The following is a 14,372-nucleotide window of genomic DNA, read 5'->3' on the forward strand; positions in this document are numbered from 1 at the left end:
AATAAGACTAAAAAAGTACCAAAATCGGACAAACTTAGGAAAAAATAACTATAAAAATATTTACAATTAAAGTAGGTAAAAAATGGTTGTTGGTGAGTATGAATGTAAATGTACTTAATTTTTTATATTTATTATTAAAAGATGGGAAACTGAACTATACGGTCAAGGTTTTATACGTTTTTGATAACTAAAATATGGAAAAGTTTAAAATTTAAATGCCAATAAATCCTAGTTAAAAGGGGTAAATATGAAAATTAAGTATAAAAAACTTCTAATAGTTAGATTTTTAGCTTCAATTACACTTCCAGTTTCACTTATTAGTTGTGAAAATCAAGATCAAATTGTTAAAACTATTAATGAAAAAAATAATGAAAAAGAAATAGCACCTAAAAAACAAGATAATGATTCAAATAATAATTCTGATAATAATAAAAATAATATTGAAAACACTGATAGTACCGTAGAAAACAGATCAAATGACAATAGTAGTTCTACAGATGTATCATCGGTTGTAGATACACCTGAAAATAACAGTGACCAAAGCCTACAAGACTTAATATCAGTGTTAAAAGCTTATAAAACTTCTAATCCGAAATTATTTGATTATGATTTATTAATTGCAAAAGAAAATTCAGTAAGTTCATTATCAAGTTCACAACTTGAAGAATATAAAGCCAAATTAGTTTCAGCTTTAAATAAGCTAAAAACTTGAACTAAAATCGATAACATACTTAAATCAATATTAAGTGATTTTAATTCTGCACAAAATAGCACCAAATATCAGGCTTTTAGTTCAAAATATGAAGATTTAAAAAGAAAATTTAGCGATTTAAATCTAAATACAAATGATATTTCATTGATGAATTCAATAAGTCAACAAAGTTTAGAACTAAAAGCGGAAATTGAAACTTATAATACTAAATGAACGGCGAAAAAGAATAAATTAAATGAAGTAATTAACTCTGTTAGAACTTTTATAAGCGCAAATAGTGCTGTCGCTAATGAATTTAATTCATTATTAAGTTCAATTACAAATATAGATAATCAAAATATCGAATGACTATCAACCAAAACAAGTGAGTTAGAAGCTAAATTATCTTCTTTAAGTGTAAATTCAGCAAATACAGAAGCTGTTGACCAATACTTATCATATTTAAATACAACAATTACCCCTTTTATTGAGAAAATTAAACCATTTAAAAGTGGCATTTCTGATATAGATAAACTAAATAACGCTATTGTAAGTAAACCAAAACTTATGGTTTCTACTACTAGTGAAATAAATGATTATCTATCTAAATTAAAGGTGATTTATGGTTTAATAGCTCCACTATGAACTGAAGAAATTATTAATCTGAAAAAATATGCTTTAGATAATATTTCTACCACGCAAGCTGATGGAGTAAGTAGATACGGAATTACCCTAAATTCATTATCAATTAATTTAGATAACTCTAAATTGTATTTAAAAACAAATGTTTCAGCAAGTGATTTAACAAGTGAAATCAAAGATGTTCAATTAGATAATTCAAATGTAAATAATTTATTAATTAGCTATGGAATAACAAAAGGAAGTTTATCCACTACTGTATTAAAAAGTATGTCTTTTGGTTCTGATCAAACTGCTAAAAATGCTTTAGATAGTATTAATAATGCTAATTTAGATTTAAAAACAATGTTTGAGATTCGTAAATATCAATTCCCTGATTTATTTGATCAAGAAATTAATGCGAAAACTCAAGATGAAATAGACAACTTATTTAAAAACAAAAACATCAGTGTAGCTAATTACTTTAAATACAGAATTAAAGCTGGTAGTTTTAATTCTGATTCAGGTGAAACTAAAGTTACAATTGATATTTTATACAACAAAAAGGTTGTAAAATCAGTTGAAAATGTTTCTTTTGGTTCTCAAATTATCAAACCAAATGGTCTAAAAAACTTAAACTTACAATATTCTGAAATTTTAACTAAAAACGAAAAAGAATACTACAATAACCCAACTCCTTCAAATACAATGAATGAATTTTTTGGTCGTTATGTAGCTATTTATTACATTCGTGATGTATTAAAAAGAGGTTCTTCAGCAGCTTATGATCAATGATATCAAACATTTAGTAATATAAATGCAAGACTAGATCCATTTAATAGTTATCAAGAAAAAATTAAAGTATTAAACCACTTTATTAGTGGAGTTTTTAACTATAACAAAACTGAATATCCAACAGTTGAAGTATTAAATTTAGATAGTAGACATATTTTTGTATATACAGCAGCAACTAATTCACTTACATTTAAGGTTAAATTTACTAAAAGAGATGAAAGTAGCTTTACAACTAATGTTGTAGTAGCTGCAAATACATATGAAACCTTAAAACTAAAAGCTGATTTAAATAACTTTATTAAAGATAATAATGATTTTAATACTTTAGTAACACTCAAAAATAGTGGTATTTCACAATCAGATTTTATTGCCAGTGAAGGTACAGCTGATAAACTTAATCAAACATTTAGTTACCCAAAACTATACCAATACAATATTGTAGTAGCTGAAACTAGTGATGCAAATAACATAAAGGGAACACTAAAAGTTAGTTATAAACTGCAAAAAGATGGTAGAGATTTACCAACTTCAGTAGTAAGTGATAAATACACTTTATCATACTTTAAACCACTAACTAGATTAGATATCAAACCTAAAAATGGTAAGGAATGATATACAGATGAAGATTTTCAAGGTGCAGGAATTGTAGCACCAACAGGTAATTTACAAGCTGAAGTAAATAAAATAAACTCAAGCAACTTTGTCTATCGATATACTGATGGAAAAAGAATGGTTAATTCAGGTGAGATAATTCGCCAAAAAGCTTGAGATAAAATGAATTTCTTATTCGATTTTAACACTAAAGTAGAAGTTGCAGATGAAAATGCTAGAAACTTTGAAAGTGAAAATTATAAGGATAAAGGTCCTAGATTGCCAGAAACAGTACCAGCTGGTTCAAACGCATTAGGTACAGGTCAGTCTAATGGATTGCAATTAGGTAAATTATTAAAAGATTACTTTGTTTATTACTATGATGTACAACCAGCAGGAAGACACATTAGAAGCCAAGGTGTAAGCGCAGCAACTAATGTTGGTTCTATTAAATTTAAACTAGGATTTATTAACAAATCAGATAATAATATTAGATTAAAAACTTCTGACTATATAACATTTACAAATGTTCAAAACGATTATAAAGACTTTATGATAGAAGACTTTTTAAACACTATAAGTTATGAACAACTGGGTATAAACACTAACTCACCGCTATTAAGTAATACAGCTTCTGCATTTACAAAATTAGATGAAAGAACAAAATCTAACTTTTTATCTTTTTCTCCATTAAACATCTACACATTGCATCATGGCGTATATGTTTCAAGAGAGAAAATAAAAGTGGATAAAACAATGCTTTCTAACGATAGACTTGGTGAGCTATATATCACTTTAAAATACGAAATAGATTCTAATACATTTATTCATGGTAAAACCTGGTATAAAATTTCAGGTTTCCGTAAATCTGGAAACGCTGGAAGTGGTACTTCAGATGAAACCATAATCAAAGAACTAAATAAAGCGCTTAATAACAATAAATACAACTATAGACAACCTCTAGTTACATTAGTAAAACCAGATGAAGTTGTTAGAGATAGAAATATTGAATTAACTTTAAAAGATAACTTCTGAGAAATTACAAATAAAAAAGCTTCTTGAACATTTAAAAAGCAATACTATGAAAAATTAGTTGTTTCAACTAATAAAAATCCAAAAATACATATGCATTTATATGGTAATACATTGTATTTTGATGATGATAGATTAAAAAGAATCGCTTTCGATGATCAAGGTATAGACTTTGATATTGATTGAAACGATCTAAATAGAACAAAAACAGTCACTATTACACAAAGTACTAAACAAGTTCATGTAACACAACAACGGAAAAACCTAATTATTGAGTATAAAATTGTTGCAGAGTTAACTGATGAAGGTATTAAATTCACAATGACATTAACTAATCCAGATTATGGATTTGCTAGTGGTGAATTATTTAAGGAAACTAGATCAGTAGATTTAGATAATACATATAATGATGTAAAAGGCACTGTAATTAATGGTCGTGAATTTTACCTAGATCACTTTGCTTCGAGAGTTAATATTTCTTATACAAATACAGTTATGGATGAGCACTTTTCAGAGTATCCAACTAACATTCTAAATTATAAGAAAATGGCATATACACAAGAAAATATGCCACTTCCTATTTATTCTCAAGACAATGAAACTGATCCAAGTAAATACAATCCTAACCAAAATGTTCATTGGTTAACTAACCAAGGTTACAAATTTGATACACAATATTTACTGCATTCATACTGAAATACTAAATTAGGTACAGAAATTACTCAAAGAGCGTTTGCTATGAATTTTGGTACTGCAACTATGGTTGGAAAAGTAAGCCCAAGTGATCCAAATGATGGAAGAGTATTTGTTGTAACAAATAACCACGTTATAAATGATCATAGTTTACAAACCGATCCACAAAAAGCGATATTGGAAAAGAAATTTCAAAATATCAAACCAACAATTCCTGGTAAAAACTACGGAAATAATGTGGATTCAGGTTTTAGTTACTGAAGTGGTTTATACAATATTCAAACTAAAGCACAAATTGTTTGAAGTGGTATTAATCAAATTGGTATTGAATTTAGAAAAGAATTTGACCGCCAAGCTAAGATTTTAAGAAGTTTAGGTTATGTGCAAGTTAATAATAAATTTGTTGATATGACTATAATTATTCTTGATGCTCATGAGTTAATTAAAACAGCTCAATCCGAAGGTAAATATCATACTGCTGAATATTATAAAAATTGATTAAAACTTCCTTCATTACCTCTAAATGACTTTACCAAGTACCTACCACCTAGCGAAGATAGAGGTGAAGAAAAAGTTCAAGCTAGATTTGCATTTAGAAATGCTTTTGCAGGTGGATTTTTAGGTTTCCCTTACGGAAAACAAGCAGGTTATATCATAACTAGAAGTAAGTGAGGAACTGAAACTAATACATTTGATCATCAAACTCCATTTATGCCAACATTTTATAACTCAGGTAATTCAGGAACAGGTGTAATCGACGCTAGTGGTTCATATGCTTCAACTATTAATAGTGGTGCTCCAAGAAAATCTTTAACCTCATGATTGTATGAAAATAATGGGTTCAATTATTGAGGATTAAATAATGATGGACAAAATCCATTTGACTTGCTAAATAAAAATTCATTAGCTAGAAACATAATGAAGCTAAACGCATTTTCACCTAATGATTTTGGTCTTCCTTGATATTTCAAACCTTTTACTAAAAAATAGTTTTTAGCTGTAAAACCAGAGTTTTAGTCCCAAACTACCTAAAAACTTAATTAATTTTTACTATTAAATTTATTATGTAATAAAATTTAAATATTAATTTACACACTAATTTTTAAGTAAAAATAATTGGGAATCAAATATGAAAAAGAAAAATAAGAAAATTATTAATCTAGCAGGTATCAGTTTAGCTACTATTACACCTTTAACAGTTTTAACTGCAGTTTCTTGTGAAACTCAAGAAAAAACTTCGTCTATTCAGTATACAAATGAAAAACTAGCAAACAAATATACAGTTAAAGAATTTGAACACAACTTTTGTAATAATCAGGAATTTAGAAACAAGTTTTTATCAACTATAAACGATCCAAAGGTTATGGAAGATTTATTAAAATTAAACAATAAACATTTTGATAATGTTAAAATCATTAAAACCGATAATAACTATTTATCTCTAAATATCTTAAATAGGTTAAATATTAACTTTAAGTCTGATTTCTTTAAACAAAATGAAGATACAACTGAGAAAGATGATATTAATAGAGAATCTGAAAATACTACTGATCCAAAGAGTGAGAGTGATTAATCTACAACACCAAAAACTGATGAAGCTAGTACAAGTGAAGAAACGGTTACACCAACCAATCCTACTGATCCAGTTCAACCTGTAAATCCTAACCCCACTGAGCCTACCGAACCTACTAGTCCATCTCAACCATCTGTTCACCCTAATACAAAAACAGAAATACCTTTTGATCTAGCATTAGTTAACACAATTGATTCAACTAATTTCTATGCTAAAAATCCAGAAATTGACCCTGAATACGCAGAAAAATACAATCAATTGACAGATAAACAAAAGAGTGACTTTAAATATGCAAATTATTCAGTTGAACTTAATAAATTCGATGAAAACGGTTTCATTAACCCATACTATTTAAAAGTTAAACCTTAAGAAACTGAAGATGAAAATTTTGATTGAGGTGATGCACCATTAGTTAGAAAGAAAGATTCTTTATTAACTGAACAGGATTTACATGATATGTTCAACTACAGTATGTCTAAAGCTAGATTTGAAGGCTTTAAATTTGGTCAAAGACGTATTCCACAAAAATTTATGGCTGAGGCATATTTCACTTGATTTCAAAAGTATCACAAAGACTTCCCATACTATACAACTACTAACTCATCAATTAGTTTTGATGTAAGTGATACTGGATATGTAAGAGGTTCATGAGGTAATTATAATTTTGCTCAAGGGTGATTATATGAAGGTATTTTTAAGGAAAACTTAAAAGAATTTATTAAAAAATCAAAAGACTTAATTAAAGAAGGTATGAGTGATTTAGATAAGTTTTATGTTTTATATCAACATGTTACTTATTGATACAGATATGATTTAACGAATTTAGCTAAACCATTAGAAAATATTTTAATCGAGCACACTGGTGTTTGTGCAAGTATTGCAAGTACATTAGAATTTTTATTAAACCTTCACGGTGTTTCTGCTGTATCTCTAGTAACTGGATATCCTAATTTAGATTTTGAATTTACCAATTACCACCAATTAGTTTGAGTTAAATTAAAACTCCCTGGAACAAATGAATATAAATGATATACATCAGATCCAACTTATGGAAAACAATCAACAAATAAAAACCATATTTATCCATTTGCTTCAACCATCCCAGGCATAATAAATTACCAAGAATTTCTATTTGGAGCTGGTGTTAGTCCTACAAAAGGTCATTCAGGTGTTCAGTTTTTTAACTCTAAGTTTTGATTTATGAATTGAGTACCAGAAAACGTTTACTATGCACCAACCAAAACAGAAGGTGTTTTCCCTAATGGTTGAATGATGAGCTTTGTTGATGACCCTAATGATAAAAGAAGTTCATATCAATATTGAGACGGTAAATGATACGCTTTAAGACGTTATCAATATAAAGACTCACAAACTAACAAAGTTAAATACAAAACACAATTTATTTCTAACACTATCGACACAAAGACACCTACAGAAGAATCGTTAAGCTCATTCATAAATGATGAAAATATAGCTAAAGAAATTATGTTGCAAGTAAGTGATGCAAATAAATTACCTTTATTTTATTCTTATAAATCATTATTTTTCTTTGTTCGTCAAAATAATAGTGGTGTTAATTACAAACAAATTTATGTGTATGATAAACAAACAAATATTGGTAAAACAATAACAATAGATACTAATAAAAGACTTATTAATTTCTATGTTGATTACAATGGTTTACATTGTCAATTATCAGATAATTCTTGAGTTACAATTAAACCAGAAAGTAATCAAGAACTAAAATCATTAATTGATGGATATAAATACACAAAACAAGATATTATCAATGAATTAGTTCTAGCTAAAACAATCATTAATTCATTTACAATTGGAAACAACATGCACCAAATGAGTGTGGCTTCTAAAAAGGAATTTGATAAGTTTTCAAAAGAATTATCATTAAGAGTTTTATTGGCTAATCAATCTACTGATTTAAAACCAGAAATAGCAAAAATTAATGATAAAGTAGAAGAAATTTTAGCTAAAGTTCGTACTAAATATCAAAAAGTGTTTCTACTTAATATACCAAGTGAAAAATACTTTATAAATAAAGCCGATTTTGATAGATATGGTTATAAATTTAACTTAAATAGACCTGTAGCTGCTGAAATAAAATCCATTATCAACACGTATGTAGATGTTTATAATTTTGATGTTTACTATAGTGAAACTAAAGGTGGAAACTATCAAAAAATCATATCAGATGTGAGATATGGTCAATTAAGCATCAATAACCAAAACTTTACAAAACAAAAAGGTTGAATAAAGCTAAAAATTAAAGTTCAATACGATCCAAATAATACTCTTGAAACTAAACCATTTTACCTAGAAATTACTGATGATAACAATTTAGTTTACTACGAATCTGGGTTAAAATTTGGATACCAAAACACTAACTATAACCTATCTAAAAAAGACTGATTTGATCAAGAAGTTAATTTAGATATAAATGTAGGTGTTTTTGATAAATACAATGTTACAAATAAATTGTTATATGTAAACTTTGATAATCTAACCTTAAAAGAAATAGATAGTAATTTAAACACAGGAATTAGATTAGGTAAAATTAACAATTCAAACCATGGTATATATGTGATAGAACAGCAATTAACATCTAAAACAGATCCTAATTTAAGTTTTAAGGTTTATACAAATTCATTTTTCGCCTTCACAAAAGAAGATATTAATAAGTCTAGCGACTTCATCATTAACGCTTTAAATGTTTTTAACAAGTAACAAAAAACTCCAAATCTAATAGTTTGGAGTTTTTTAGTTTCATTAATTTAGTTTTCTTCGTCTACTAAATCATCATCTTCACTGGTATCATCAGCAAATAATGCTTTTTCTTCATTGGTACAACTTCTTGTAAAACGACATTTAGGGAAGTTATTACATGCGACAAATTTTTGAGCTTTTTTATTTGTTTTAATCTGCAACAATCCACCATCATCTGGACAAGGTTCTTCAAGTTCAATGAGAGGGAATGTGTAAGCTTCAATTTTATCACTTGCTTGTTCAAATTCTTTTAAGAAGTTTGAATAGAATTCATCCATAACACTATTTTTAGTGTTTTTGTTTTCTTCAATATCATCTAATTCTAATTCAATTTTAGCTGTATATTCTTCATTGATGATATTTGGGAATGATTTAATTAGTCTTTCTAATACAATTTGACCAAATTCAGTTGGGTGCAGTGATTTATCTTTTTCTTTGGTTACAAATTTACGTTCTTGAATAGTACTTACTGTTACAGCAAAGGTTGATGGACGACCTACACCGATTGCATCTAAAGCTTCAATAAGTGATCCATCATGATACCTTGGAGCTGGTTTAGTTTGATGCTCTGTGAAGTTAAATTCATTAACATCAACTTCTTGATCTAATGTATATTTTGGATCCACTATTTTGTCATATGCACTTGCTTTATCAGACAAGATATAGTATCCATCAAATTTAACTTTTGAATAGTTATTTTTAAACTTATAGTCACCTGTTTGGTATGTATATGAAGTAGATGAAATAATTGGAGCTTTCATCACTGATTGTAAGGTAATTTCGTAAATTAATTTATATAAACTTAAATCAATATTATCAATGTTTGGATATTTTTCTTTTAGTAATTGAGGAGTTAATTTTAAGTTTGTTGGTCTGATTGCTTCATGGGCATCTTGGTCACCACTAATACCTTTAACATCTGTAGCTACATATTCTTCACCATATTTATTAGCTACAAATTTTTTAGCCTCTGCTACGAATGTAGCACTTAATCTAGTTGAATCGGTTCTTGGATAAGTGATAATCCCATCTTCACCATTATACCCTTCGAATAACCTTTGTGCAGCTATTTGCGTTGATTTGGCATAAAAACCACTTTTACTATATAAAGTAGATTGTTTTAGTGGTGTAATAGCTCCTAGTTTTTTATCAGTTTGTTTGATATTGATAACTTTTAATTTTTTAGGTGCTTTTGTGAAATATTCTTTAATTTTATCTAATTCATTATCTAAAATTCATTCTTTTCGATCTGAATTAGTAGCATTTTCATTAAAATAATATGCTAAATCATTATTCGGTGCTAATACAGCATGTAATTTAAAGTATTTTTCAGGTATAAAGCTTCTAATTTCATTTTCACGATCAACAACTAATTTTAAAGCAATTGATTGAACTCTACCAGCTGTTGGTGAACCTGGGGTGTTTCTTAATTTGCTTCTTAATAAATTACTTAATCTAAAACCAATGATACGATCTAGCAATCTACGAGCTTTTTGTGAATCAATTAATCCTGAATCTAATTGCCCACGGTTTGCTAAAGCATTTAAAATAGCATCTTTGGTAATCTCGTTATATTTAATTCTTCAATACTGTTTTTGGTCTAATTTAAATTGAATTCTTAAGTGATCACTAATTGCTTCACCTTCACGATCAGGGTCAGTTGCCAAATAAACTTCATCAGCTAAATCAACTTTTTCTTTAATCATTTTAACTAATGGTTTTTTAGAAGCATCTAATGAATATAATGGCTCTCAATTTTCGAAATCAATCCCTAAAGCTTGCTTACCTCTAGTTTGCATTTTAAAAATATGACCACTACTTGCAACTACATCAAAATCACTTCCCAAATAGGTTTGAATCGCTTTAACTTTGTTTGGCGACTCCACAATAACTAATTTTTTACTCATATATAAAAATATACACTTTTAGTAGGTATAGCAAAAAAGAATTTTTAGAATTTACACGCTTTTTAGAGCCTTATTTTAAATATTTAAAATAAAACAACTTATAAAATTTTTTTAAGCAAAATTACTAAAAACATTGTATTTAAGTGCTAAAATAATTGCTTTTAATCTACTAAATAAAAATATATTATGGTATAGTTATTTATGAGTATCTCTATAATACTCCTTAGTTGCTAAAATCTCAGCAACTCAGATTAGACCATAAGGAGAAAAAATGATTAACAAATATGAAATTATGGCAATCATTGACCCTAAATCAGAAATGTCATCATACGAAGCTTTATTAAGAGAAGTTTTTGGAAATGGTGTTAAATCTGTTGAAAAATTAGAAGGTAATGAATTAGCCTACGAAATTAACAAATCAAAACACGCACACCGTATTTTAGCATTAGTTGAAGCTGAAGGATCAGCTATTGCAGAATACACACGTAGAACAAACATTTCAAAAGAAGTTTGAAGAAACTTAGTAATTAACCTAGATACAGAAAAAGGAATTAATGCTAAACCTTCAAAATTCAGACCAAAAAGAAAAGCTAACACATTCACAAAATCACCAAGACCTTTAAATGCAAACAACGCAAATAAAGAAGTTAAAGCTAAAAAACCAGCAAGTGCTGAACAAGAATAATAGTCGTTTATTATTTCGAAAACAGGGGGTCGTATGTATAACAAAGTTACATTAATCGGTAGAACTGCACAAGATTTAGTCTTACAGGAAACAAAAAATAATAGACATTATTTAAGATTTAATCTAGCTGTAAGTCGTAGAAAAATTAACGACCAACGAATCTCTGATTTTATTCCAGTAGTTCTTTGAGGTGAATTAGCAGCTGCAATTGCTAAAAACTCACTAAAAGGAACTTTACTTGTTGTTGAAGGTGAATTAAGAACAAGTACCTATCAAAATCAACAAGGTCAAACAATTAAAGCGTTTGAAGTACATTCAAACTATGCTTGAATTTTAGAGAATAAAAATCAAATCGAAGCTCGTAAAAGAGCAAGTTCATACAACCAATTAAGTAATCAATACGGAAATCAGTATGCAGGTGTTCCATATCCAAATCAATCTGGTTTCCAACACGATCCATTTCATCAATCAATTCAACAAAATGAAATTTTAGGTCAACCAAGCAATGTAGGTATGGCTTTTAGTGATGTTTCTTACAATATTCAAAACAGTAACACAATTACACCAAACGAAATTAGTCCAGTGAATTCAGATCAAGCAGCAGAGTATCCAACTAATGGAAACTTTGATGACGATGATGAGTTCATGAATATAATCGAAAATATTGAAGACATTACAAAATAATTTCAAATGATAATTTTATAAGGAGTAATAATGGCATACATTAAACGTAAAAAAGCATATGGTTCAAGAAGAAAAGTTTGTGAATTTTGTGAACAAAAAGTAGGTTACGTAGATTACAAAAACTTAGATGTTCTTAAAAAATACGTAACAGTTACAGGTCAAATTAAAGGTAAATCATCAACAGGAGCTTGTGCTAAACACCAAAGAAAAGTGTCTACAGCAGTTAAAAGAGCTAGAATCGTTGCTTTAATGCCTTTCTCAGTTGTTCGTGTACGTGTTAACAAATAATCATTGTTAATAATTTCAAGTGTATCAATTGTCATACACAATTAAAGTCTCTACTTGTTAGAGACTTTTTTAATGCTTTTTTTTGCTTTTTTAGGTATAAAAAATAGCCTTATGGCTACTTAAATTATTTATTGTATAAATTATATGAATCAATACGAGAAAGTGTCTTTTTAAGCTTAAGTTCAAGCTTAGAAATGTCAGTATCTGATTTTTTATCTGATAACATTGCTTGAAGTTTATCACGGTCATTTTGAGCACGAACTAGGTCAATGTTTTTAACATTAATTATATCATCAGTTATAATGTTAATTTTTTCTTTATCAGCATAAACCAATCCACCACCAATTACGCAAGTAATGCACTCTGGTGAGCTTTTTCAACCAATAAAGACATTTCCTATTTCCACACTACTAAACAGCGGCTCACGACCAGGTTGTAAAGCGATATAACCAACTGCAGTTTTTAGCGTTACAATCGGCACATCACCTTCGTAAAACACACCACTAGGAACAGTGATAGTTAAATGCACTGTTTTTTGTTTTGTGTTTTCCATTAGCTTTGGATAATTCCTTCAGTTTTTTCTGAATTAGTCTCTTGTTCTTGTTGTGTTTGTTTATTTGCTTTTTGGTTAGCTTCAGTTAAAGCTTTGTATTTAGCAATTACATCATCTAAACTTCCTGCATAACGGAATAAATCTTCAGGATACTCATCATAAGCTCCAGTTAAAATTTCTTTAAAGCTTCTGATAGTATCATTTAACGAAACATAAGCACCTTTAATACCAGAAAATTTTTCAGCAACATGGAATGGTTGTGATAAGAAGTTTCTAATTCTACGAGCACGAGCTACAATTTTCTTATCTTCTTCACTTAATTCACCCATTCCTAAAATAGCAATAATATCTTGTAATTCTTTAAATCTTTGTAAAATAGCTACCACTTCTTGAGCTACTTGATAGTGTTCTTGACCTACAATTAATGGGTCTAAAAGTCTTGAAGAAGAATTAAGTGGGTCAATTGCCGGATAAATACCAAGTGCAGCAATTGAACGATCTAAAACTGTTTTAGCATCTAAGTGAGTAAAGGTAGTTGCAGGAGCTGGGTCAGTTAAGTCATCAGCTGGAACATACACAGCTTGAATTGAAGTAATTGAACCACGTCTAGTTGAAGTAATTCTTTCTTGTAAAGCACCCATTTCAGTGGCTAATGTTGGTTGATAACCAACAGCACTAGGCATACGACCTAATAAAGCTGATACTTCTGAACCAGCTTGTGTAAATCTAAAGATGTTATCAATAAATAACAACACATCTTGGTTTTGTTTATCTCTAAAGTATTCAGCCATTGTTAAACCACTTAAAGCAACACGCATACGTGCACCAGGAGGTTCATTCATTTGGCCAAAAACTAATGCTGTTTTATTTAAAACACCAGCTAATTTCATTTCGTAATAAAGGTCATTTCCTTCACGAGTTCTCTCACCAACACCAGCGAAAACTGATAGACCATTGTGTTGAGTTGCTATGTTATTAATTAGCTCTTGAACTAAAACTGTTTTACCAACTCCAGCTCCACCAAATAGACCGATTTTTCCACCTTTAGCATATGGAATTAAAAGGTCAATAACTTTAATACCAGTTTCTAAAATTTCTGATGTAGTTTTTTGTTCTTCATAGCTTGGACTTGGAGCGTGAATTGGGCTATGTTCAACATCTTTTTTAAGCGGTAAATTATCAATTGGTTCACCTAAAACATTGAACATTCTACCTAAAACATCATTACCAACTGGCACTGAAATTGGAGCACCAGTATCTATTACTTCCATCCCTCTTTGTAAACCATTAGTTGAAACCATTGAAATAGTTCTAGCAGTATCATCACCAATGTGTTGAGCTACTTCAAAAGTAAAGATTTTACCATCAGCTTCGACAGTAACAGCATTTAATAATTTAGGTAATTTACCTTCACTAAAACGCACATCAACTACTGGTCCTAAAATTTGAACAATAGTACCTTTGTTTTGTGTCATGGCTACCTC

General features: G+C 28.8%; 9 protein-coding genes and 1 pseudogene. 6 read left to right on the forward strand and 4 right to left on the reverse strand.

Features of this window, described 5'->3' with window-relative positions; translation table 4 throughout:
- Positions 1-247 precede the first annotated feature (247 nt).
- Both ACJA23_RS02160 and ACJA23_RS02165 read left to right on the forward strand, forming a co-directional pair.
- Positions 248-5,410 (forward strand): MGA_1079 family surface serine endopeptidase, encoded by a 5,163-nt coding sequence (locus tag ACJA23_RS02160; protein ID WP_406613562.1) that lies wholly within the window; start codon positions 248-250, stop codon positions 5,408-5,410.
- Positions 5,411-5,549: 139 nt separating this feature from the next.
- Entirely contained in the window at positions 5,550-5,993 is a 444-nt protein-coding gene (locus tag ACJA23_RS02165; RefSeq protein ID WP_406613564.1) for a hypothetical protein, read from the forward strand.
- Here the strand turns inward: ACJA23_RS02165 and ACJA23_RS02170 are convergent.
- Positions 5,990-6,181 carry a hypothetical protein gene (locus ACJA23_RS02170; protein WP_406613566.1) on the reverse strand — a complete coding sequence of 64 codons (192 nt, stop codon included), beginning with the start codon at positions 6,179-6,181 and terminating at the stop codon, positions 5,990-5,992. The genes ACJA23_RS02165 and ACJA23_RS02170 overlap by 4 nt on opposite strands.
- 268 nt (positions 6,182-6,449) lie before the next feature.
- Between ACJA23_RS02170 and ACJA23_RS02175 the strand changes: the two genes are divergently transcribed.
- Positions 6,450-8,732, forward strand: a complete 2,283-nt coding sequence (locus ACJA23_RS02175; protein ID WP_406613568.1) for a hypothetical protein — start codon at positions 6,450-6,452, stop codon at positions 8,730-8,732.
- 47 nt (positions 8,733-8,779) lie between these two features.
- Here the strand turns inward: ACJA23_RS02175 and topA are convergent, their stop codons facing one another.
- Positions 8,780-10,678, reverse strand: a complete 1,899-nt coding sequence (topA, locus tag ACJA23_RS02180; protein WP_406613570.1) for a type I DNA topoisomerase — start codon at positions 10,676-10,678, stop codon at positions 8,780-8,782.
- A gap of 271 nt (positions 10,679-10,949) precedes the next feature.
- On the opposite strand from topA, the gene rpsF reads away from it, so the two are divergent.
- Genes rpsF through rpsR form a run of 3 tightly spaced genes read left to right on the forward strand, consistent with a single transcriptional unit; the run spans position 10,950 to position 12,335 of the window.
- A complete protein-coding gene (gene rpsF, locus ACJA23_RS02185) occupies positions 10,950-11,363 on the forward strand; it encodes a 30S ribosomal protein S6 (protein ID WP_406613572.1) in 414 nt (137 codons plus the stop codon).
- A gap of 33 nt (positions 11,364-11,396) precedes the next feature.
- Positions 11,397-12,047 carry a single-stranded DNA-binding protein gene (locus ACJA23_RS02190; RefSeq protein WP_406613574.1) on the forward strand — a complete coding sequence of 217 codons (651 nt, stop codon included), beginning with the start codon at positions 11,397-11,399 and terminating at the stop codon, positions 12,045-12,047.
- Between the two features lie 30 nt (positions 12,048-12,077).
- Complete coding sequence (rpsR, locus tag ACJA23_RS02195; protein ID WP_406613576.1) at positions 12,078-12,335, forward strand: 30S ribosomal protein S18; 258 nt, start codon at positions 12,078-12,080, stop codon at positions 12,333-12,335.
- Between the two features lie 124 nt (positions 12,336-12,459).
- Here rpsR and atpC read toward each other — a convergent pair whose 3' ends face one another.
- Positions 12,460-12,888: an ATP synthase F1 subunit epsilon gene (atpC, locus tag ACJA23_RS02200; RefSeq protein ID WP_406613578.1), complete on the reverse strand. Its 429-nt coding sequence runs from the start codon at positions 12,886-12,888 to the stop codon at positions 12,460-12,462.
- A gap of 95 nt (positions 12,889-12,983) precedes the next feature.
- Positions 12,984-14,363: pseudogene (atpD, locus tag ACJA23_RS02205) on the reverse strand (F0F1 ATP synthase subunit beta); the annotation flags it as partial.
- Between the last annotated feature and the right edge of the window lie 9 nt (positions 14,364-14,372).

Source organism: Mycoplasma corogypsi (genome assembly GCF_045276875.1).
GTDB lineage: Bacteria > Bacillota_I > Bacilli_A > Mycoplasmatales > Metamycoplasmataceae > Mycoplasmopsis > Mycoplasmopsis corogypsi.